The 22,289-nt window shown below is 45.0% G+C and carries 18 protein-coding genes; 6 read left to right on the top strand and 12 right to left on the bottom strand.

Annotation, left to right across the window (positions count from 1 at the left end):
* Positions 1–28 precede the first annotated feature (28 nt).
* The 8 genes from nosP to AELLOGFF_RS04220 form a co-directional block, all read right to left on the bottom strand.
* A complete protein-coding gene (gene nosP / locus AELLOGFF_RS04255) occupies positions 29–1,210 on the bottom strand; it encodes a nitric oxide-sensing protein NosP (protein WP_159267508.1) in 1,182 nt (393 codons plus the stop codon).
* Positions 1,211–2,234: 1,024 nt separating this feature from the next.
* Positions 2,235–3,350, bottom strand: a complete 1,116-nt coding sequence (pqqE, locus tag AELLOGFF_RS04250) for a pyrroloquinoline quinone biosynthesis protein PqqE (RefSeq protein ID WP_235035500.1) — start codon at positions 3,348–3,350, stop codon at positions 2,235–2,237.
* Complete coding sequence (gene pqqD, locus AELLOGFF_RS04245; RefSeq protein WP_159267506.1) at positions 3,343–3,615, bottom strand: pyrroloquinoline quinone biosynthesis peptide chaperone PqqD; 273 nt, start codon at positions 3,613–3,615, stop codon at positions 3,343–3,345. The genes pqqE and pqqD overlap by 8 nt, the downstream gene beginning before the upstream one ends.
* Positions 3,612–4,382 carry a pyrroloquinoline-quinone synthase PqqC gene (gene pqqC, locus AELLOGFF_RS04240; protein WP_159267505.1) on the bottom strand — a complete coding sequence of 257 codons (771 nt, stop codon included), beginning with the start codon at positions 4,380–4,382 and terminating at the stop codon, positions 3,612–3,614. Before pqqC ends, pqqD begins: the two co-directional genes overlap by 4 nt.
* Positions 4,383–4,387: 5 nt before the next feature.
* Entirely contained in the window at positions 4,388–5,386 is a 999-nt protein-coding gene (gene pqqB / locus AELLOGFF_RS04235; protein WP_159267504.1) for a pyrroloquinoline quinone biosynthesis protein PqqB, read from the bottom strand.
* A gap of 55 nt (positions 5,387–5,441) precedes the next feature.
* Positions 5,442–5,513 (bottom strand): pyrroloquinoline quinone precursor peptide PqqA, encoded by a 72-nt coding sequence (gene pqqA / locus AELLOGFF_RS04230; RefSeq protein ID WP_103683251.1) that lies wholly within the window; start codon positions 5,511–5,513, stop codon positions 5,442–5,444.
* 409 nt (positions 5,514–5,922) lie between these two features.
* A complete protein-coding gene (locus AELLOGFF_RS04225; RefSeq protein ID WP_159267503.1) occupies positions 5,923–7,443 on the bottom strand; it encodes an aldehyde dehydrogenase family protein in 1,521 nt (506 codons plus the stop codon).
* 249 nt (positions 7,444–7,692) lie between these two features.
* A complete protein-coding gene (locus AELLOGFF_RS04220; protein ID WP_159267502.1) occupies positions 7,693–8,874 on the bottom strand; it encodes a porin in 1,182 nt (393 codons plus the stop codon).
* Between the two features lie 485 nt (positions 8,875–9,359).
* Here AELLOGFF_RS04220 and AELLOGFF_RS04215 point away from each other — a divergent pair, with 485 nt between their 5' ends.
* The 5 genes from AELLOGFF_RS04215 to AELLOGFF_RS04195 all read left to right on the top strand — a co-directional run bounded on the left by AELLOGFF_RS04215 (position 9,360) and on the right by AELLOGFF_RS04195 (position 15,281).
* Complete coding sequence (locus tag AELLOGFF_RS04215; RefSeq protein WP_159267501.1) at positions 9,360–11,390, top strand: NosR/NirI family protein; 2,031 nt, start codon at positions 9,360–9,362, stop codon at positions 11,388–11,390.
* 129 nt (positions 11,391–11,519) lie between these two features.
* Positions 11,520–13,460 carry an acetate--CoA ligase gene (gene acs, locus AELLOGFF_RS04210; RefSeq protein WP_159267500.1) on the top strand — a complete coding sequence of 647 codons (1,941 nt, stop codon included), beginning with the start codon at positions 11,520–11,522 and terminating at the stop codon, positions 13,458–13,460.
* Positions 13,461–13,851: 391 nt separating this feature from the next.
* The gene (locus AELLOGFF_RS18210; RefSeq protein ID WP_159269273.1) at positions 13,852–13,929 is read left to right on the top strand and encodes a GTP-binding protein; all 78 of its coding nucleotides are present in this window, start codon (positions 13,852–13,854) and stop codon (positions 13,927–13,929) included.
* Positions 13,930–14,005: 76 nt separating this feature from the next.
* The gene (locus AELLOGFF_RS04200) at positions 14,006–14,695 is read left to right on the top strand and encodes a DUF1826 domain-containing protein (RefSeq protein ID WP_159267499.1); all 690 of its coding nucleotides are present in this window, start codon (positions 14,006–14,008) and stop codon (positions 14,693–14,695) included.
* A 124-nt stretch (positions 14,696–14,819) separates the two neighbouring features.
* On the top strand, positions 14,820–15,281 hold the full coding sequence (locus AELLOGFF_RS04195; RefSeq protein WP_159267498.1) for a Fur family transcriptional regulator: 462 nt from the start codon (positions 14,820–14,822) through the stop codon (positions 15,279–15,281).
* A gap of 143 nt (positions 15,282–15,424) precedes the next feature.
* Here AELLOGFF_RS04195 and AELLOGFF_RS04190 read toward each other — a convergent pair whose 3' ends face one another.
* A complete protein-coding gene (locus tag AELLOGFF_RS04190; RefSeq protein WP_159267497.1) occupies positions 15,425–16,657 on the bottom strand; it encodes an iron-containing alcohol dehydrogenase in 1,233 nt (410 codons plus the stop codon).
* Between the two features lie 316 nt (positions 16,658–16,973).
* The gene (locus AELLOGFF_RS04185) at positions 16,974–18,971 is read right to left on the bottom strand and encodes an alkyl/aryl-sulfatase (RefSeq protein WP_159267496.1); all 1,998 of its coding nucleotides are present in this window, start codon (positions 18,969–18,971) and stop codon (positions 16,974–16,976) included.
* A gap of 371 nt (positions 18,972–19,342) precedes the next feature.
* Between AELLOGFF_RS04185 and AELLOGFF_RS04180 the strand changes: the two genes are divergently transcribed.
* Positions 19,343–20,467, top strand: coding sequence for a beta-ketoacyl-ACP synthase III (locus AELLOGFF_RS04180; protein WP_159267495.1), 1,125 nt, complete (start codon positions 19,343–19,345; stop codon positions 20,465–20,467).
* A gap of 102 nt (positions 20,468–20,569) precedes the next feature.
* Here the strand turns inward: AELLOGFF_RS04180 and AELLOGFF_RS04175 are convergent, their stop codons facing one another.
* Positions 20,570–21,358, bottom strand: a complete 789-nt coding sequence (locus tag AELLOGFF_RS04175) for a PhzF family phenazine biosynthesis protein (protein WP_159267494.1) — start codon at positions 21,356–21,358, stop codon at positions 20,570–20,572.
* Between the two features lie 143 nt (positions 21,359–21,501).
* A complete protein-coding gene (locus AELLOGFF_RS04170) occupies positions 21,502–22,224 on the bottom strand; it encodes a YebC/PmpR family DNA-binding transcriptional regulator (protein WP_159267493.1) in 723 nt (240 codons plus the stop codon).
* Positions 22,225–22,289 lie beyond the last annotated feature (65 nt).

Raw genomic sequence — 22,289 nt, 5'->3', positions numbered from 1 at the left:
CTCTTTCACTAATAGCTTAGTCGCGCTATTACGCCGAAAATTCACAACTTTCACCAATCACTACACCGGTAAATGTGTGATTGACATGCATAGCATCGCTATGTTCTCCATACGTGTTGAAGCCCACCACTTTATAACGCTGATATAGGTCCGACAACTCACTATAGATGCCCTTTCCTTCCGCTTCAATTCTGCGATGAATGCAATCATAACCTATAATTAGCTGTGGCTCGCCAATCTCAGAAACAACCTGTTCCATGCGATTTTCAAACTCTTCAACCAAACCACCGTCACGCATTTTTGTTAGCACAATACCCGTATCAATGGCACAAAAGAAGGTCAGACTTAAATCATCATTAACCTGTTGAACTGAACGCGCAAAATAATTATCTCCCACTTGCACAGAGAGCGGATGCAGCGCGTAAGAGGTCGAACTTAATTCATCAAGCGAGATATCCATAACGCGGCAATACTCTAGTGCAGCAGGCTCTGCATTCAATTCATGAGCGATACGTTTTTCAGGATCAGCTTTAGTTACCACCATTTTTTCTCTTTCGGCCACTAGATGATGGCCACTCAAAACAGTAAAAGGACAAAGCGTATTGACCAGAATAATCACCGCCGCATTACTATAAAACTGCTTATCGTAGTAAACGTGAGTATCTCTAAAATGTAAATTATCACCTGCTGAACCGCCCACTAGTGGTATACCTGATAGCGCTTCATTTAAAGCACTAAGAACTAGTTCTTCGCTGATGGACATACCATCAAGTAAAGAAAGCGCAAAACTATTATGCGCCACCGGAGCTATAGCACGACGCTCTAAACGATGGAGCATCGATTTAACGGTATCGTAGGCAACTTGCTCTGAAAATGTCGCCAAATTCTGTAATATTGTCGTCTCAACCACAAAATGATCTGCAGATAAACAAAATCCGGTAATGGACCCCGGAGATAAACCAAGGGGCGAAATTTCGCCTGCAGTTGTGCAACCCAGTACAGGAATATCGCCAAACAATTCTGCCAATGTCCGGCTTAATTCATTGCGGTCATAATCTACGCAGCAAAAAAAGAGCACACAAGCAGGGTTCGCCATTGCCAAGGTTTGATACAACTCTTGCGCAGCGGTCGCTGCATTAGTGTGATCAGAACCACCATAGGTTACCGCGGGACCATACGTATTTAACTGTTGTCGCTCTACTGCGTTCATTTTGGCTTCCTCGATGCATCTCGTTATTGTTATGTTTCTTATATTTTACTTTTTATAATTTATCGTACATACCACCCTACGATAATGGTATGTACCTCAGAACATTACTTTATTGTTGCGTCATACAAACTAGACTAAACTGACATTCACCCAAATTACGGAGATTTTAAACTTATAGCGTCGATTTTCTGCTTACAGAAAAATGAGCTAAAGAACACTCTCGCCTTTGATAAGAAATACTGGCAAAACCGTAAAACCTGCCCGGCCACAACAACCATTTATTCTAAACAGCGAGCAACATGAACACTGTAAAATCACGCCGTTTACTTCACCCAAAGTAATCATTTTTACCATTTTATTCGGGCCTTAAAGATACCAAAGGTTATTCTCCATGCAACATACTAGACCTTGATACCTTCACTCCCGCTAATGATACTCTAGGTTACCTAACACCTAAAGCTACCCAATGTCGATGAGCGCCACTATCAATACCCTTCAAGATGAATATTACCCTAACTTGCTAGACAGCTAGTGTACCCATTGATTAATCTGACACCAAATAAACATGTACATTCAAACAAAGCCTCGGTACCTTTCTTCGCTCTTGAAACAAAAGACCTAGCCTTGGCCACCCTTTCTCTTTAAGTATTTTGGCGTAATTCCCTGTTAACTTGCAGAGCTATTAGAGAAAAACCAGAAAATGCTATAGGTAACCCCCTCACTAATAAACCATTAGCTCCACGCTGAGCGGGTTCTCTATTAAGTTAGGCTATATATTTGATTGATGAATCAGTTCGATAAACGGCAAGAAAAAACACAAACGGTTACCAATTAGGCTACACATACACTGCGCGTAGCCAATCGACATAAATTAAAAACCCTATGATCAAATTTATTACCATTGATATTAAACGTGTATTTTTTTATCGCGCCCAACTTTCCATCGGCGGCACATTCCCCCAAATCACACCTAGATATCCCCCTTTTCCTTAACGGAGTATATTGCTCCCCCTAATTAACACCATTAGCGCACACCCAAATCACGAGAATTCTTGGTATTTCTAAATAACAGTGGCACCACGTCCTTATCGCAGACCTGCGCTTTTCTCACCGCCGCTTGGATAATATGATGATGCGGCGATTTATCACATACTGGATCTGTATTTCCAGCCTCGCCGGTAAGTAAATAAGCTTGACACCGACAACCGCCAAAATCTTTTTCTTTTTCTGAGCAACTTCGACACGGCTCCGACATCCAGGCATCTCCACGATACTGATTAAAACCTGGCGACCCATACCAAATATCGCTTAACGTTGACGTTCTCACATCAGGAAAAGTAATGGGTAGATCTCTAGCACTGTGACAAGGTAGCGCTAAACCATCAGGCGCCACTGTTAAAAATACAGAACCCCAACCATTCATGCACCCTTTAGGACGTGTTTCATAGTAATCAGGTACGACAAATATCAACTGCATTTTTTGCTTATATTGCTCTCGATACCTTTGCGTCACCTTCTCTGCATGACGCAGCTGCTCCAGTGACGGCATTAAATCATCGCGATTATGTAAACCCCAGCCATAGTATTGCACGTTAGCTAATTCAACATAATCGGCACCAAGCCTCACACACAGATCAAGAATAGGTTCGATGTGATCAATATTATGCTTATGTAGCACAAAGTTGATTACCATTGGATAATCGAAATCTTTAACCACCTGAGCCATCTCAAGCTTTTTATCAAACGCCTTGTGACTTCCCGCAATTTGATCATTTAGCTCTTTATCACTGTCTTGGAAGCTAAGCTGGATATGATCTAAGCCTGAGGCTTTTAACGATGCGACCCGTTCATAACTCAACCCCATTCCGGAGGTGATAAGATTGCTGTAATAACCAAGGGTACGCGCTTCTGCAGCTAGATCTTCTAGATCTTGACGCAATAGTGGCTCACCACCAGAAAATCCAAGCTGAGCAGCACCAAGCGCCCGCCCCTGCTGCAATACACTACGCCACTCTTCCGTACTTAACTCATTTTTGATTTGTGCGAATTCAAGTGGATTTGAACAATAAGGACATTGTAACGGGCAGCGATACGTTAACTCAGCAAGCAACCACAATGGCGGCCCTATCTTGCTAGACAAAATGCGTCCAACCTTTTTCATTTGCGGCCGTAAAAAAATCATTCACATCCGCAGAGATACCCTCAGCATCAGGGTATTTTTTCTCCAATAATCCACTTATTTCGGACACAGATCTCATGCCATCACATGCATTTAAAATTTCGCCTGCACTAGCATTGAGCTTTACCATCCCCTCTGGATACAACAACACAAAACTATCTTGGACGGGTTCCCACTGTAGACGAAAATGCCTATGCAACACAGGTATTAGCTCCACCCTACTCATACACTATGACTCCATAATTCCTGATCACGGCCTAAATGATGGTAAGGGGGGCGGTCATAAACATACGCCATACTGATAGCATCAAGTAGGCACCACAAAATATCTAATTTAAATTGCAATATATTCAAAGCTTTTCTTTGCTGCTCAGCACTACGAAAATGCGCCAAAGTCACACTAAGCCCATGATCAACGTCACGGCGCGCTTCACTCAATCTTTTACGGAAGTAACCCAAAGCATTAGTATCAATCCAAGGGTAATGACGCGGCCAACTATCCAAACGGTTTTGATGAATCTCCGGAGCAAACATTTCAGTTAGCGATGAACATGCCGCTTCCTGCCAAGTAGCTCGGCGAGCAAAGTTGACATAAGCATCAACTGCAAATCTCACACCCGGCAAGACATAACGATGAGATAACAAATCTTCTCGACTTAATCTACACGCTTCACCAAGATGAATCCAAGCAGCTATTCCACCTGGGTCTTCACCTCGACCATCATGATCTAGAATACGCTGAACCCACTCACGACGGGTCGCCTGATCCATGCAATTAGCTAACACCGCCGCATCTTTGATGGGAATATTACTTTGATAATAAAACCGATTGGCCACCCAGGCACGAATTTGAGTCTTACTGCAACGCCCTTGATGCATTGCAATATGAAATGGGTGATGGATATGATAAAGATGGCCCTTTTCACGCAAGCGATTTTCAAATTCCGATGTCGACAACGGCGCCGAACTGGCTTGATATTCATGATCGAGCATACCCATCACCGACTCACTCGGTGAACATTGAACTCGAGACCTGAACTAGTACTAAGTGCATTGGCACTAGGTTGCATACCCTCACCCCGTGACAAGTCGATTTCCATACCATCGTACGCCACCTCAATCCCCTCTTTATCCAACACTCTCCGTTCAGCAGAATTATTGTCTAGAATAGGGTTAGTATTATTGATATGAATAAGAATTTTTCTATGCTCAGGGAAACAACGTAGCAGTTCTATCATACCGCCACGACCAGACTGCGGCAGATGCCCCATCTCTTTGGCAAGTTTCGTCCCTACCCCAGCATAAATCATTTCATCTTCACGCCAAAAGGTGCCATCAACCATTAAGCAATCACTGCGAATCATATACTCCAATACAGGTTCATCAAGTCCGCTCAAACCTGGCGCATAAAATACGCTACGACCTGTTTTTACGTCCTGAATATAAAGCGCAACATTATCGCCAACATGCGGATCATGCCGATGGGGGGAATATGGCGGCGCTTTGCCGTGAATAGGGACGGCCGTTATCGTTAAACCCTCAAATCCCCGGGGACTTATTGCGCTACCATCGATAGCAAGTTCACAGTAATTAATCCCTCCATTCCAACTTTCTAACATTGGAAAAACGGGAAAACCACTGCTTAAATCTTGATGCACCATACTACTTGCATAAACATCAAACGGGCATCCTTCGCGCAGCATCAACAAGCCACTGGCATGATCAATTTGGCTATCCACTAATACCACCGCGCCAATACCGGTATCTCGCAATCCTCGCTTGGGCTGAAGCGCAGGATTTGCCTCCAGCTGCGCTCTAATATCAGGTGAAGCGTTAATCAACAGCCAACGCTCACCATCGAGACTGACTGCAATCGATGACTGGGTTCGTGCACTGGCGTTTATTTTGCCATTCCGAACACCGTAACAGTTACGGCAATTGCAGTTCCATTGCGGAAAGCCGCCACCAGCTGCAGAGCCTAATATATGAACTCTCATTGCAATCTACTTCTCTGAGGCGGCTACCTAAACGTATTTTAGGCAGCCTGCAAAGTTAACGGTTTGCGAAATACATAGTGACTTCAAAACCCAACCTCAGATCTTGGTATGCTGGTTTTATCCACATAATACGTTCCTCTGTTATTTGACTACTTATTGAGTTTGCAGTAGCTAACAATTAATTACCTTACAACTGTCTCTACTGCACCCAAATAGTAAGCACCACCCTGCGCCGCTAATACTGTACTTTAGTAGCAATATATCTCCTCTTTAGTGTTAAATACTTGGCAACAACCCATATACTCAACACTAAAACCTTATCCTCCAAACAAAAAAGCCGCGACACAAAGTCGCGGCAAACACAACGTCCAAAATAACGGCGCTACCTTCTGACATAGGTCGCACCAACCCAAACTAACTCTTCAATACCCCAGTTCACCGTAGCCTTCACTACTACAGATCACTATCTTAGAGCCGGTAAGCAGCCTACACTTGCGTACACCGCAAGTAAGCTTGGGTTAAAGACCAAACCTAACTCAAAAAAATCCAAGCGGGCTGGTGCTATAACTTACTAACAAGTTTTTCGTTTGCTGGTAGTGATCCAGCATCATCTTGTGGTTTTCACGACCGATACCAGATTTCTTATAACCACCAAAAGCCGAGTGTGCGGGGTAAGAATGGTAACAGTTAGTCCATACTCTACCTGCCTGAATCCCACGCCCCATACGGTAAGCACGATTCATATCACGCGTCCAAACACCAGCGCCTAAACCGTATTCTGTATCATTAGCAATACTCAAAGCCTCAGCTTCATCTTTAAAACTGGTAACACCTAATGTTGGCCCAAAAATTTCTTCTTGGAATATCCGCATTTTATTATGCCCCTGCATGAGGGTAGGCTGCATGTAATAACCGCCCGCCAAGTTTCCTTCCAAGACATTACGGTTACCACCAATGAGCATTTCCGCACCTTCTGCACGGCCGATATCCATGTAGCCAAGGATTTTCTCAAGCTGCTGCAGAGACGCCTGAGCACCAACCATCGTATCAGTATCAAGAGGATTACCTTGCTTGATTTGACGCGCACGCACCAATACTCGCTCCATAAAATCATCGTAAATGCTTTCATGAATCAATGCACGCGAAGGGCAAGTACAAACTTCACCTTGGTTAAAGAAGCCCAACAATAAACCTTCTACACACTTGTCAATGTAGTCTTCCTCGAAATCCAAAACATCGCCAAAAATGACATTGGGTGACTTTCCACCCAATTCAACAGTAGAAGGAATCAAGCTGTCTGCGGCATTCTTAAGAATCTGAGCACCAACCGCAGTCGAACCAGTAAACGCAATTTTCGCAATACGAGGACTGGTTGCTAATGCCGACCCCACATCTTTACCAAACCCATTAACAATATTAATTACACCAGCGGGAATAACATCAGCAATCACTTCCATTAACACTAAAATGCTTGCAGGCGTTTGCTCCGCTGGCTTCATGACAACACAATTACCGGCAGCCAATGCTGGCGCCAATTTCCACGCCGCCATCAACAAAGGAAAGTTCCAAGGAATGATTTGCCCTACAACACCCAGAGGCTCATGAAAATGATATGTCGCTGTACTCTCATCTAACTCAGCAGCACTACCTTCCTGTGAACGTATGCAGCCAGCGAAATAACGAAAATGATCAACCACTAAAGGTAAGTCGGCATTGAGGGTTTCGCGAACCCCTTTACCATTTTCCCAGCTCTCTGCTACTGCCAGCATTTCTAAATTACTTTCAATACAATCAGCAATTTTTAAAAGTATATTAGATCTAGCTCCTGGAGAGGTTTTTCCCCACGCGTCCTTAGCCTTATGTGCTGCATCCAAAGCTAACTCAATATCAGCGGGCGTCGATTGCGGTACTTCACAAAAAGGCATACCCGTTACAGGAGTTACGTTAGAGAAGTAATTGCCATCAACGGGAGCAATCCACTGCCCACCGATGAAATTTTCGTATCTCGGCTTAAAGGTAATAACTGAGCCGGCTTCACCGGGTTGCGCGTATATCATTTTTCCAACCTCGCTTTATATATTATTAATTCGATCAATATTAAGAACAACCCAAACCATGACTAGGGCGCTTAAACCTAATCCTAGGTCTATTACTAAAAATCATTAACTATACTTTGGTCGTTTCATACTTAGTTATTTAGTCGTAAGCCCAAACATTTACACCCAAAGCCAATATAAAAAATCCGAGACTCCCCCACCCCTAGCAGAGAAATCCCGGAAAGCATCGACCCGATGGGAGATTAACTACTAGAAATTAGCGATGAGCCCCAAGGCCACCGTACTAGTTTCTTCATCATCGCTACCAATCTCTATGGTATTGACGTTGTATTCCACTACTGTACGCAACGTTGCGTTAATATCGTGAAACCATGCGATCTGGCTCGTACTGTTATTCCATTCAGTAGACGTCTCGACAGTAGTTTCACCATAAGAGATAACAAAGCGCTCTGCCCCCATTGTGTAGGATGCTTGCGCAACATAGCCATCGCTATCTACCTCACTTCCACCTTCGGAAATTAAGCCCTGTAAACCCAGCGCAGAATCCGTTGCGGGCCCAAGCAGCAAACCCAAACCTTCACCGGTAAACCCTGATAAATGCAACGCCAAACCGCCTGTTTTAAATTTAGCACCGTAAGACACCCCTTGAGAATCCACATCATCTACACCGGCTGCGTCGCTTTCAGAGCTTTGCTGCATAAAACCAAGCCATGCCGTTATCGAATTCCCCTCACCCATTGCGGCATTATAAGTTAGCTCACCCTCAAAGCGTGGCATACTCTCTTCACTAGTGCGGCCAGCGCCTGTATCTGTTGTTGTATTACCTGGATCAATTAAACCAAGCGCCAATTTAAAACCACCACCGAAATCTGGGGTGCGGTAAGTAATCTGCGCATGTGGAAATGGATAATGATAACCACTGCCGATATGGCCAAATGAAACACCCTGCCCATCGATCAAACCCAAGGTGTCATTCACCGCACCATAGCCCTGCAACATCTCGTCCTGGAAAATATTTGAACGACTAAATAAAGTGAAATCTTTACCAAATAAAATTTGACCCCAATCACCATCTACCGTTGCATAAAACTGTCTGACGTCAATACCTGTACTCGTTACACCAGTATCGCTATCATTAATCGTCACCCAAAACGATGAGCGGCCACCGATCTTTAAGTCACCCATCTGCTTACTAAAATTAAATCCAACCCAATTTGGCAGCAAACCCATTTTAATGCGTGCCTGCTTACGATCTTCCCCAGTAATATCATTATCCGAATCACTTTGGACAAAGAAAGTGTTAAACGAGGCATCAATAGAAACCGTTGTCTCATCTTGATTGTATATCTCTACAGCCGCCATAGTCGGAATACTAAACGCTAGCGCTGCTGCGCCAGAAGCCATGTACCGTATTATTAATTTCTTATTCATGAGTGCCCCCAAATTATTAGATTTCTTTCACAATCACATCTATATATTTTTCATAAACCTGTGATGACGCACAGCACCTGCTGCAACACGCTCAATATGCAAAAAAAATCCGCCAATCCACATCCCACCTTTTGGCAAGATAAAATATCTTTCGAACATAATACCTTGACCAAAAAGAACTACTTCTTAGGACCTAAATCAGCGATAAACAATTACATAAGACGAATAAAGCCAGAATAAACAACAACCACAATCTCGCAGCACCACCAAAGTAGTATAAATTTACACGACAAGTGTTATTTCAAAATACCAGCCTCAAAAAGCATACTTAAATATGCTCACCAGCAACCATAAAAATACTTCAAGGTGACGTATTACTTATGAATCACAACTTCTTGAAATCAAAGCTTGTATTTTTTATAAGCCTAATGACAATTTATTTCATTTTATTCTCAGCGCAGAGCCACGCGAAGGAAGCTGAGAATATGGAGTCGATAGAAAGTAAAATACTGTCCCTCTTTCCAAGCGCAACACGCGCACCAGAGCTAGACACTGAGAATAAAATTTGGACCGTATATCAACTCAATGAGATTATTGGCTACGCTTACGAATCCAATGATTTTGTCGATTTCAAGGGGTTCTCAGGCGAGCGCATCAATATGCTTATCGGCCTAGACACCCAAGGCATGTTTACCGGACTGACCATTCTCCACCATCACGAACCCATATTTATTTACGGACTCGGCCCCGAACCACTAATAGAGTTTATTAATCAGTATCCACTTCACTCCTTATCTGATCGCATTATTTTTGGCTCACCCAAGGCAGGACAAGAGAAAGATGCAAAAGACACCTATTTTGATGGTATTACCAAAGCAACCATCTCAATTATAGTTATTAACGATACAATCTTATCTTCTGCTCGCGAAGTAGCAAGAAAAGTTCTCCCTAGCTTTGCTCAAAAAGCACCCGCCATTGCCCGCACCGATTTATTTACAAAAATGAACTGGGACAACTTACTCAGTAACGATCTAGTAAAATATTGGCGGTTTACACAGCAAGATATAGAAGCCCTAGTATCTCAAGATCTCTCTCATTACCCCCCAGGGCAATTGAATCTCACCAAGCCACATACTGATATTTATTATGCGTATTTAAACGCACCAACGATCGGTAAAAACCTTCTTGGTGAACACAACTTTCAGCGTTTAATGGCTAAATTAGACGATGGTGAACAAGCTATCGCGATTATGTCCAATGGGTTTTACAACTATTTAGGCTCTGATTTTAGATCGGGTGCTATCCCAGAAAACATACGGATTGAACAACATAACCTGCCTATCACCATTAGAGATGTTAATCTTCCCGACGCCATCAATCCCCAGCTGGCCATTAAGAATAAAATAGATAATTTACATATTTTCAAAATACGCCCTCAAGCAGGATTCGATCCCAGTGCGCCCATGCAGCTTCTCCTTAACATGAAGCTCCATCGCAACCATATAGCACACGACAATGTCACGCTCAGCAGTAACTATTCACTCCCTAGCTCGCTATTCGATCAAACATCAGAAGACGCGACTCAAAAACCCGAAGCCACTTGGTTAAAAATTTGGAAGGGACGCCAATTACACATTTTTATTTTAACAGCAAGCTTACTGCTATTAACTCTTGCATTTACGATGCAACGTAAACTCGTAGCCCATAGCAAAGGCTTTACATGGTTTAGACGAGTATTTTTACTTTACACCTTAGTTTATATTGGTCTGTACACCCAGGGTCAGCTCTCTATTGTTAATCTTATAGCCTTACTGGTAGGCATAATAAATAATTTTGATGTTCAAGTATTTCTCCTTGATCCCATCATATTCATTCTCCTTTGCTATACAGCCTTCACCCTCTTGCTGTGGGGACGAGGCCTATTTTGTGGCTGGCCATGTCCCTTTGGCGTTATGCAGGAGCTTCTTGCGAACGTAGCCATTAAAACAGGTATAAAACAATGGCGGATAAAACCGGCACTCCACGATAAGTTACTTAAAATTAAGTACATTATTTTAGTAACACTGCTGTTAATTGCCCCTTACTCACTAACGACCGCTGAAAAAATGGCTGAAATAGAACCCTTTAAAACTGCAGTCACACTGGCATTTATCCGCGAATGGCCCTTTGTGATTTACGCTGTATTAATTCTCGCCTTAGGCCTATTTATACATAAATTTTACTGCCGCTATCTTTGCCCACTCGGGGCGGCACTTGCGATTTTAGGGAAACTCCATCGATTCAAATGGCTAGACCGACAAAAGGCATGCGGAAACCCCTGCCAGCTGTGCAAACGTCGGTGTGGTATTGATGCTATAAAGAAAACGGGCGAAATTGACTATGACGAATGCATTCAGTGCCTCGAATGCGTTGTCATATTACAAGACCCCAAGCAATGTGCGGCAACCCTGTCTGCCAGAAAAAAATCTGGGAACAACACCGCTCCTGTCATCATTACTCCTATTAAGTCGGTTTAATACCATGGGGCAATGATATTTTTTAGTTATTCAACTAAATCTATAGATCCATTACGACTTTCGTTTAATTGTCATTAATGGCTTAGGCGGTAACACTTAACATCATATTTTTTAATTGGAACACCTGTCATGTCTAAAGCGCCATTATACAAAGTGCCAGAAAATTTTCGCGATGCACACATCACGCCACAGAAATACCAGGAAATGTATCAACGCTCAATAGATGACCCAAGCGCGTTCTGGGCTGACATGGCGACTGATTTTTTAGATTGGGACCAAACATGGAGCCGTGTTGTAGATTACAATTTCTGTAAAGGTCAGGCCCAGTGGTTTAACGACGCGGAATTAAATGTAAGCTATAACTGTATCGATAGACACCTTCCCAAACGGGCGAATCAAACCGCATTCATATGGGAAGGTGACGATCCCGACTACAGTGTGTCAATCAGCTATGCAGAACTGAAAGATGAAGTCTGTAAATTAGCCAATGCGCTCAAAGCACGCGGCGTAATGAAAGGCGACCGTGTGTGTATTTATTTACCCATGATCCCACAAGCTGCATACGCAATGCTTGCGTGTACCCGCATAGGCGCAGTTCACTCTGTCGTGTTTGGCGGGTTTTCTCCCGAGGCACTCAAAGACCGTATTTTAGATGCTGACTGTCGCGTAGTCATTACCGCCGATGAAAGTACCCGAGGCGGGAAAAACACGCCACTAAAAATCAATGTCGATAAAGCACTTGAGGGCTGCCCAGACGTCCACACATGCTTTGTCGTTAAAAACACTCAGAAAGACATTCCCTGGGTAGAAGAACGCGATCTTTGTTACTACGACACCGTCAACTGGATGAGTAACGATTGCCCACCTGTATCAATGGCAGCAGAAGACCCGCTTTTTATTTTGTATACATCAGGATCAACGGGCAAACCCAAAGGGGTTTTACACACTACCGCCGGCTACCTATTACAAGCCGCGATGACGTTTAAATATACCTTCGACTACCAAGAAGGCGAGGTATATTGGTGTACCGCCGACGTCGGCTGGGTAACAGGACACTCCTACATCGTTTACGGCCCATTGTGTAACGGCGCCACCAGCTTAATGTTTGAAGGTGTGCCCACCTATCCTGATGCAGGCCGCTGCTGGGAGATTATAGACAAGCATCAGGTCAATATCTTTTATACTGCCCCCACCGCCATTAGAGCCCTGCAGGCACAGGGCGATGAATTCGTCGTACGCAGCAGCAGAAGCAGCTTGCGCTTGCTGGGCACTGTTGGCGAGCCGATAAATCCCGAAGCTTGGGAATGGTATTACCATGTCGTTGGGGAGGCCCGCTGCCCAATCGTCGACACATGGTGGCAAACAGAAACAGGGACCCATATGATCACCGCCTTGCCGGGCGCCACAGATCTTAAACCAGGGTCCGCAAGTTTTCCGTTCTTTGGCGTTCAGCTCGCATTGCTGAACGAAGACGGCAGTGAAATCGACGGCGCTGGCTCAGGCTATTTGGTCGTTAAATCTTCTTGGCCAAGTCAAATTCGCACTATCTACGGCGACCATCAACGCCTAATTGACACCTATTTTAGTCATTACAAAGGCTATTATTTTACCGGTGACGGCGCAACTCGTGACGAAGATGGTTACTACTGGATCACCGGACGCGTAGACGATGTACTAAATGTATCTGGCCATAGAATGGGCACCGCAGAGGTAGAAAGCGCTTTAGTACTCCATCAAAAAGTGGCCGAAGCTGCTGTGGTCGGATTCCCACATGAGATAAAAGGCCAAGGCATTTATTGCTACGTAACCCTTATGGACAATGCCGAGGTTGACGAAAATTTACGTGCCGAACTTATCGCGCTATGCAATAAAGAGATTGGTCCCATTGCTAAACCAGATATCATTCAGTGGGCGCCGGGCTTACCCAAGACACGTTCTGGGAAAATTATGCGGCGGATTTTGCGAAAAATTGCAGAGTCGGACGTTGATGCTTTGGGCGATATCACCACCTTAGCGGACCCTTCAGTGGTAGAAGTCTTAGTAAAAGATCGCTTAAGTATTAACTACTGAGCATCACCTAACTAAAATGATGGATATGGCCGGTAAACTATTAGCGTGTGACGCACACTTAGGTAGTTTTACTCGGTCGTTGACCCAATAGTCTAATTATATTGCTGATTACAGAAAACGTGACACCCCGTTAAGATATGACGTATCATTTCAAGCCAAGGCAAGCAAATATAGACTCAGTAGAAACATGAAACCAAAGCCGAGCCATACCGTTACGCTTACTTTATAGCAAGACATCCTGAATTTTCTGAGCAATGACCTCAAGCAGACGATATGGTTTGGTACGGATTTACTGGCATTTTTTGGAAAGCCTTTCCCCATAACCAGTGACTAGTGGACGAGAGCGAACCTGATAACCACCAAAAAGAACTTGTAGAACCCTTTTGGTCGCATGCGGCAGGAATTGGTATTTATCGGTCAAAATTTTGACCAGAATCAAGTTACCCATGAGCTTAATAAATATCTATGACCTGTCACCGAAATACCGAGTGGCGTAAACAGAGGCAACCACTTCAAGATTCCTTATCAACATGGAAACCATCATTATGGCAAATCTAAGCACAGCAGCAATGCCACAGGTATTTACTCAAGGAGAAGAAAAAAAAAGAGATATTTCAGGCTTAAGCTTTGATGTTCTAGGCGAGATCTATGAACCCGATGTCAATCTTGCCACTTGGCAGCGGACTCTGTCAGATGAGTTACAAAATGAAGCCGAGTCCCTGCTGCACAAGCGGCCCAAATTCAGTGACCGCATTATTGTCGAACCCCGGGACATTGAGCACAGTCTTCAGCAATCGTTTCCGCAATTGCATGACAAAGCGCATTTAATGGCTGATTTACAACTTCTGACCACCATGTTCAGCGTCTTGTTTGGCGATAGCGCAGTCGGTGTCAGACTAGCCATAATCGATTCGCCCATGTGCCCAAAATTTCACGTCGATCACGTGCCATGTCGCTTAATTACAGCCTATACCGGCACCGGCACCCAATGGCTTCCCCATGATTGCGCAGATCGCAGTAAGCTCGGTAGAGGCAGTCATGGCAAAAGCGATGATGAAAGTGGGCTCTACGCCTCTACAGATCACATCCAGCAGCTCTTGCCTGGTGATGTCGCACTACTTAAAGGTGAAATGTGGGCAGGTAATGAGGGAGCTGGGCTTATCCATCGTTCTCCGGCTGCCAGCAGTACAACACCGAGGTTACTTCTCACCTTGGATTTTGTTAAAGCCCAATAAGAATTTAAGCTGAAAAATACTCAGGGGTACTTCCAGCTATACGCACTTATTCTGTCTCTTATTGCCTATATACTGGTACACTTAATCTGCTAAGAAGGCCCTATTTCAGGTAAGAACCCAATATATGAGCAATATCAACACTATCCTTAACGATGCAGAGAAAAGCTGTCAAACCACGGGAGCGCGCCTCACTGATAAGCGCAAAAAGGTACTGACAGGTTTACTTCAGTCCTCTAAAGCGTTGTCAGCTTATGAGCTAGTGGATTATTGGCGAGAAGAATTTAATGAGTCGATTCCCCCCATGTCGGTGTACCGCATACTCGATTTTTTAGAAGGGGAAAACTTAGTACACAAGCTCAAGTTAGCCAATAAATACGTTGCCTGCTCTCATATTAGCTGTAACCACGCCCATGAAATTCCACAATTTCTCATTTGCGATGCCTGCGGTGTTGTTAAGGAAATTGGGATTAAAAAAGACCTCATCAACACCCTTGAGCACAATGTAGAAGAAGCGGGCTACAAATTACAGAGCCCACAGCTTGAGCTACATTGCCTGTGCCAAGACTGCGCTAATAAAGCCGCCTAGCGCGACATTCCCAAACACAGCATCCCTTTCGACACCGTCATCATTAACCACAAACCGTATGAAAATAAGACAGGGGCAGGAGACACCAACCTGATGCCCCCTGACTTCCGCTACAATACGAATTATCTAGCTTGATTCTCTGATCACGCTAATGCCGCAGCACCTTGAGGGCTCGCTAACAAGGTGTTCAATATCGCTTGGCATTCCTTTTTACTCATTAATATGGCAACCGGATAACCCGCACCTTCTTTGACTGCCGCCTCGGCAATGGCGGGAATATCTTCTTCGCGCAAACTATCGAGCTGCTCAGGAATACCTAAACGGCGGTTTAAATCTGCCACCGCGTCGATGAATTTCTCGGCGGCGTGTTGGTCTGTATCTCCCTCTGCGGCCACCTCAATTAAGCGGCCTAATCTTGCTAATGGCGCCTGCGCTGCCACCGCCATAAAACGCAAAACTGCCGGCATAACCAAGGCATTAGCCAATCCGTGAGGCGTGCCATACTGACGCCCTAATTGATGCGCTATCGCATGAACATTACCTACACCAGCATCGTTAATTGCCATCCCAGAATAATAAGCGGCTAATGCCATTTGTTCTCTGGCTACCGCATCACTACCTTCGCGGTATGCACGGGGCAAATACTCAAATATCATTTTTACTGAAGCGTAGCCGTAAGCATTGCTGGTTTCTGTTCCCCAGAGACTTATATAGGTCTCAATAGCGTGGGTGAGTGCATCCATGCCCGTTGCAGCCGTAATACCTGCCGGCATTCCGAGCAGTAAATCGGCATCTAAGGCAACGGCTTTGGGTAACATTTTGGGGTCGGCAATAAAGCACTTTTCATGGCTATGTTGGTCAGAAATAACCGCCGCAATGGTCGCCTCAGACCCCGTCCCCGAGGTTGTAGGCAACACAAACAAGGCTAATGGCGCCTGCTTAACTTTGAAATAGCCGACTAACTTTCTTGCATTTCTACCGTTAGTTGCGGCTGAGACTATGGTTTTAGCGCAGTCAATGGATGAGCCACCACCAATCGCCAACACCGCGTCACAATTATGCTGCGCCTGAAGAGCAAGGCCTTCATCTACCATGGCAAACGTGGGGTCAGGTAAGATGCCGTCGTAAATCGTGCAGACAACCCCCTCTTCTGTGAGGACATCAACTGCACGGGCAACAATACCCAAATCGACCAAGGGTTTATCACTTACGATAAGCACCCGTTTAAAGCCTTGCCGCACCATGTGGCTACAAAGCTGAGCAGTGCTACCCCGCCCCGTAAACGCCATATAAGCCAGTGATGGCATTAATTTAAATGGGATAGCAATTAATGCCAGGTAGCTGCGCTGTAATAAGGTTCTTAAAAACTTAGTCACTCTATGCTCCACTCGGTCAATGACCCGATATTACTTTTATAGGAATACACGGCTCACCAGAAAGGCTATAGACCGCTAGCACCTCACCCTCCTCAATATGCAAAGAGAATACGGTTTGAGTGCTTATTATTTTTCAATTAGTGAGATGTAGGCTATCAGCATAAACAAACTGCCGTTGGTCTTTACGCGCCGCTTTTGGCAATTGCCGACGTAAACATGAAAAAATAGACTCAGAATTCATAAAGTGGGCAATATTATTATATTTTATTAGCGGCCCACTTTTGTCCGTTTTTATCTGTTTTAAGGCTTCGGTACTTTATGGCGTCACAATAGAAAATCCACCCTTGGCTTTATCTTGTAAGCTAAAGAATTTAGCCACATCGATTTTACTCCCCTCAATCGACATCTGGCCTGAGAATAACAAGTCTTTAACGCTTGCCCGTCCCAGCGCTACATCTAAGAATAAATCATGGGTGATACTCAGTGTTGCATTTGCATGAGGGTCGGCCTCAGCTTGCTTGTGGTGTAAGACTGAGTTTTTAAGTTTTAATACGTGGGTTTCATTTAAATCAGTGAAGACAAAATTAAGCACCATTGCCACGCCTTCAGCATCCTCTGCGTCTAACTGAGCCGCCATCACGTTAAAGAAATTTGATCGCGGCGAATAAACCACCATGTCTTTGGCTACGCTCAAATCTTGGACTTGGTTGCTCTTGCCCTGGCGAAGTTCATAAGCGGCAGTAAGGTAGACATCCCGCCACGGGCCGGACTCCGCTTGGTAGCCGAGCTGATCGTAATTGCGGGCCAACAAGCTTTTTGCTGCTTTGTTGTTAGGCTCAGCAAATACTAAATGATTAAGCAATGTTGCCACCCAACGATAGTCACCCTCTGCAAATGCTTGCTTGGCAAGCTCCAGCACTTTGTCGCTGCCGCCCATTGAGGCCACGTATCGCTGGCCTTCTTCCTGTGGAGGATGTGGGTTTAAATTAGCGGGATTCCCGTCATACCAGCCAAAATACCCTTGATATACCGCGCGTGAATTATGCGATGTGGTGCCGTAATAGCCCCGGTTTGAGAAGCCTTTTTGCAAGGCATCAGGCAGCTCTAGCTCCTCGGCAATTTCAATGGGGGTATAGCCCTTATAGGCCATGCGCAAGGTTTGATCGTGGATGTATTTATAGGTGTCGCTTTGCACTTCTAAGAACTCGTTAATGCGGTCCTGGCCCCAAATGGGCCAATGGTGGCTAGCAAAGTAAATGTCGGCTTCAGCAAACATCGCTGCGGCTTCGTCTATATAGCCACTCCACGCTAAGGCATCACGTACCTTGGCACCCCGTAATGTATAAAGGTTATGCATATTTCGCGATAATAATTCGGCACCACAAAAGGCCTTTTTCTCTGGAAGATAAAAAGTAAATTCAGCGGGTGCTTCAGAACCAGATACATTTTGAAATACAAAAGACACGCCATCAATCAGCAAGGTTTGCCCTGTTTCCTGTATAAGGTCTGTGGGCGTTAAAATGCCCACTGTGCCCATACCCGGCTCTTTACCCAACCCGCTATCGACATGGCCTCGCGGCGTTCTTGGCAAGGGCATACCGTACATATACTCCGCACGGCGTGTCATGGTTGGCCCCGCTAATACATTCTCACTAATCGATTCATTCATGAATCCCGCTGGCGCAATCACGCGAACATCATCAGGATTCGATTGCGCCGCTAACAGGGCCCCAAGGACGCCGCCAAAGTGGTCAATATGGCTATGCGTAAATAAAATGGCTGATATGGGACTATCACCCAGATGCTGGCGCGCAAAATCGATGGCAACCGCCGCCGTTTCAGCGGTCGTTAATGGATCAACCACAATCCAGCCATTCTGACCTTGGATTATGCTCATATTGGCAAGGTCAAAGCCCCGCAACTGATAAACCCCCTCCGTTACCTTGAACAAACCATGGATGTTGTTGAGCTTAGCCTGACGCCAAAGACTGGGGTTTACGCTGTCTGGCGCATCGCCACTTACAAAATTATAGGAGGGTAAATCCCAAATCACACTTCCATCACTGCCTTTAACTACCAAGCTATCATCACTAGCAATTAAGCCGCGCCTAGCTTCTATAAAATCTTGTGTATCTTCAAAGGGAAGCTTTTTGAGTAATTCGCGATTTCTATGAGCTGTAATGGCCGTAGCAGGTGTGCTGCCATTCTCATCGGTATCTCCGATACCTTTTTGTGCTTCGTCATTACTGCAGGCGCTTAGTAAAGCTACATTCGCCCACAATAAAGCCGCTGCCATTAAGGTGATCATTTTCATGTAAACATCTCATCAAGAAATTATTTTTATAGCTAAAACCAAAGTGTTAGTGGGTGGACAAAACCGACCACAGACATCTGACTTACGAAGAAATATTCAGCCATGACGCAGTTTCAAAAAGATAACAACAATACTATTGCGCACAATCAGCAGGTTAATAAGACGTAAATTTTCTTATTTTCACGCCTACAGATAGGCCTCTCTTTAACAAGTACGCTTGTTTTTCTCAAGCTCTGAAGCCAGTTAATTTTGCGACTTAATTCATGTAATACAATTAAACTAATTTTTGTTACCCCAATATATAGACTGAATGCGCTATGTCGGCCACACTATTACCCATATTTTCTTAAAACAATACTAGGATTACTCACATGAACTCCTCCGTTGTTATTAGTGGGGTGGGCCTATGGACTCCAACACATAGCATAAGTAACGAAGAACTTGTCTCTAGCTATAACGCTTACGCAGAGCAATACAACCTCCAAAATAAAGCGGCTATTGAAGCCGGCGAGCTAGACGAAAAACCAAGCTCTAGCCCTGCCTTTATTGAAAAAGCGTCCGGCATAAAAAGTCGTTTCGTTCTTTCAAAAGAAGGTATCTTAGACATAAACCGCATGCGCCCCTACATTGAGGCACGTGGTGACGATGAAGTATCTCATCAGGCAGAAATGTCTATTGCGGCTGCAAAAAAAGCATTGGCATCTGCGAATAAAACCGCCGCAGATATTGATATGGTCATTGTGTCATGCGCCTATACTCAGCGCTCCTACCCCGCTATTGCTATTGAAGTGCAAGCAGCACTGGGAATAGAAGGATTCGGCTTTGATATGCTGGTTGCCTGCTCGGCAGCCACCTTTGGCTTGGAAAGAGCCGTAGATGCAGTCAAAAGTGGCACGTCAAAAGGTGTGTTGGTGATTAACCCTGAACTCACATCGCCTCAAGTGAACTTCAAGGACAGGGACTCACATTTCATTTTTGGTGATGTCGCCACCGCAACCGTGATTGAGTCCAGTGATACCTGCACATCTGATCATGCCTTCGACATTCTCAGCACAAAATGTGTGACGTCTTATTCAAATAATATCCGCTCCAACTTTGGCCATATCACGCACGCGACCGATGAAGACCCTTATTCAGCAGATAAGATGTTCCATCAGAACGGCCGCAAAGTGTTTAAAGAAGTCTGCCCGATGGCGGCAGAACACATAGAAACGCATTTGCAAGATCAAGGGATTGCCGTTTCTGACTTAAAACGCTGGTGGTTACATCAAGCCAACCTCAATATGAACTTATTGATTAGCAGACGTTTGCTGGGTCGAGATGCGACCTTGGAAGAAGCGCCTGTAGTGCTTGACGAGTACGCAAATACCGCGTCAGCGGGTTCTATCATTGCGTTTGCCAAGTATCACGACGACCTCGACAGTGGCGATATCGGCGTCATTTGCTCGTTTGGCGCTGGCTACTCTATTGGTAGCCTCGTTCTCAGAAAAAGATAAGTGGCTTAGACTCTGGGGCTTTCCACAGTCGTTCACAAACGGGTTTAGCTTACTGTACTAAACCCGTTCTTACCCAGCCCAAGCAGACATCCCCGCTGACTGTTATAGCCTTAACTCTCCCTTCATTGTTGTCACTGCCTGCCCCGACAACACAACTGTATCACCCTCTATAGCAACCCCAATATCGCCGCCTCGACGTGAGACCTGCTTGGCAACAAAACTATTTTTTGCCATTTTCGGTGACCAATAGTGCGCAAGAGCACAATGAGCAGAGCCAGTAACGGGGTCTTCATTAATACCGGCATTAGGTGCGAAAAATCGAGACACAAAATCGACGCCAGATCCGCTATCGCCCTTGGCCGTCACAATTAACCCTCTTGTGCCAAGTGCCGCAATGGCTGCTAAGTCAGGTACAAAATCGCTAACAGACGTCGCATTATCTAGCTCTATAAGAGCATCTTCCTGCGCCGATGCCGCAGCTTGCACAGCTGCCGGCTGAGCCACACTCAAGGCCCATTCATTTACATCCACCGGGGTGGTGGCAACGAGTGGAAAACGCATCTGTATGAGCTGTTCCGTCCGCATCACCGTGAGCTCGCCGCTTCGTGTCATAAAACGCAAGACCTCACTTTGATCACCAAACTCATGCCAAAGTGCATGCGCAGCGGCCAATGTTGCATGGCCGCAGAGATTAACCTCAGTGACTGGGGTGAACCATCGCAGTGACCATACTTCACCCTGCTGAGCTATATAGGCGGTTTCCGAGAGGTTAAATTCCGCAGCGATGGCCTGCATATCTTGCTCTGCTAACTCAGACGCTAACAAACAAATCGCTGCCGAGTTTCCGCTAAACCGCGTTGAAGTAAATGCATCAACCACTACATAGTTCATTTTGCCTCCAATTTACCAAGCCTGCGGTATTGCACACTTGGCTGTAATTGCCATCAAACCCAAGATGGCCGCGATAAAAACCAACAAGGCCCCGCAACGTACATTGCGGGGCCTTGTTGAAAAGCGTCAAGCACTAAGAATGGTTAAGACTCAGCTAATTCCGCATTGTGATAGACATTTTGCACGTCATCTAAGTCGTTAAGCATATCCATGAATTTTTCAAACATGGCCACATCATCGCCTTCAACGGGCGACATGCTTTGTGCAAGAAATTGAATTTCATCAACGTCAAAGTCGGCAACGCCCATTTCCATCAAAGCCTGCTTGGCTTTGAAATATTCTGTATTGGGTGCAAAAACGGAGATTTTACCGTCTTCATTTTCAATATCATTAACGTCAACATCGGCCTCCATAAGCGCTTCTAAAGTCGCTTCTTCGTCATCACCGTCAAAAACGAAGATGGCCGAATGGTCAAACATATGACTTACACTGCCTTGGGTACCAATTTTACTCTTGGTCTTGGTAAAGCAAAGTCGCACATCGCCAAAGGTCCGGTTTGGGTTATCGGTTAGGCATTCGACAATCACCATGCAATTACCTGGACCGTAACCTTCGTAACGCGCTAATGAGAAGTCTTCGCCAGCGCCACCTTTGGCTTTTTCAATCGCCTTCTCGATAACGTGACTAGGTACTTGATCTTTTTTGGCTCGCTCAATCATGCCTCGCAGTGCTAAGTTACCAGCAGGGTCAAAGCCCCCTGATTTAGCACACACGTATATTTCGCGTCCGTATTTACTGTATACCTTGGCCTTGGCATCTGAGGTTTTGGCCATGGAATCTTTGCGGTTTTGGTAGGCTCTGCCCATTGCGCTGCTCCGCTGAAAATAACAAAAACACGGATTTTACAGTTAGGCATTCAGTTAGGGAAATT

Origin of the sequence: Zhongshania aliphaticivorans (assembly GCF_902705875.1) — a bacterium.
GTDB classification, from domain to species: domain Bacteria; phylum Pseudomonadota; class Gammaproteobacteria; order Pseudomonadales; family Spongiibacteraceae; genus Spongiibacter; species Spongiibacter aliphaticivorans_A.
This window is presented reverse-complemented; position numbering and strand designations above follow the sequence as displayed.

Bases quoted from the DNA above. Each gene is read 5' to 3' on its own strand.
- AELLOGFF_RS04220 (WP_159267502.1), bottom strand. From the start codon at position 8,874: ATGAATAAGAAATTAATAATACGGTACATGGCTTCTGGCGCAGCAGCG.
- AELLOGFF_RS04180 (WP_159267495.1), top strand. From the start codon at position 19,343: ATGAACTCCTCCGTTGTTATTAGTGGGGTGGGCCTATGGACTCCAACA.
- AELLOGFF_RS04195 (WP_159267498.1), top strand. From the start codon at position 14,820: ATGAGCAATATCAACACTATCCTTAACGATGCAGAGAAAAGCTGTCAA.
- AELLOGFF_RS04175 (WP_159267494.1), bottom strand. From the start codon at position 21,358: ATGAACTATGTAGTGGTTGATGCATTTACTTCAACGCGGTTTAGCGGA.
- AELLOGFF_RS04225 (WP_159267503.1), bottom strand. From the start codon at position 7,443: ATGATATACGCGCAACCCGGTGAAGCCGGCTCAGTTATTACCTTTAAG.
- AELLOGFF_RS04185 (WP_159267496.1), bottom strand. From the start codon at position 18,971: ATGAAAATGATCACCTTAATGGCAGCGGCTTTATTGTGGGCGAATGTA.
- pqqC (WP_159267505.1), bottom strand. From the start codon at position 4,382: ATGCTCGATCATGAATATCAAGCCAGTTCGGCGCCGTTGTCGACATCG.
- nosP (WP_159267508.1), bottom strand. From the start codon at position 1,210: ATGAACGCAGTAGAGCGACAACAGTTAAATACGTATGGTCCCGCGGTA.
- pqqB (WP_159267504.1), bottom strand. From the start codon at position 5,386: ATGAGAGTTCATATATTAGGCTCTGCAGCTGGTGGCGGCTTTCCGCAA.
- AELLOGFF_RS04215 (WP_159267501.1), top strand. From the start codon at position 9,360: ATGGAGTCGATAGAAAGTAAAATACTGTCCCTCTTTCCAAGCGCAACA.
- pqqD (WP_159267506.1), bottom strand. From the start codon at position 3,615: ATGAGTAGGGTGGAGCTAATACCTGTGTTGCATAGGCATTTTCGTCTA.
- AELLOGFF_RS18210 (WP_159269273.1), top strand. From the start codon at position 13,852: ATGCGGCAGGAATTGGTATTTATCGGTCAAAATTTTGACCAGAATCAA.
- AELLOGFF_RS04170 (WP_159267493.1), bottom strand. From the start codon at position 22,224: ATGGGCAGAGCCTACCAAAACCGCAAAGATTCCATGGCCAAAACCTCA.
- acs (WP_159267500.1), top strand. From the start codon at position 11,520: ATGTCTAAAGCGCCATTATACAAAGTGCCAGAAAATTTTCGCGATGCA.
- AELLOGFF_RS04200 (WP_159267499.1), top strand. From the start codon at position 14,006: ATGGCAAATCTAAGCACAGCAGCAATGCCACAGGTATTTACTCAAGGA.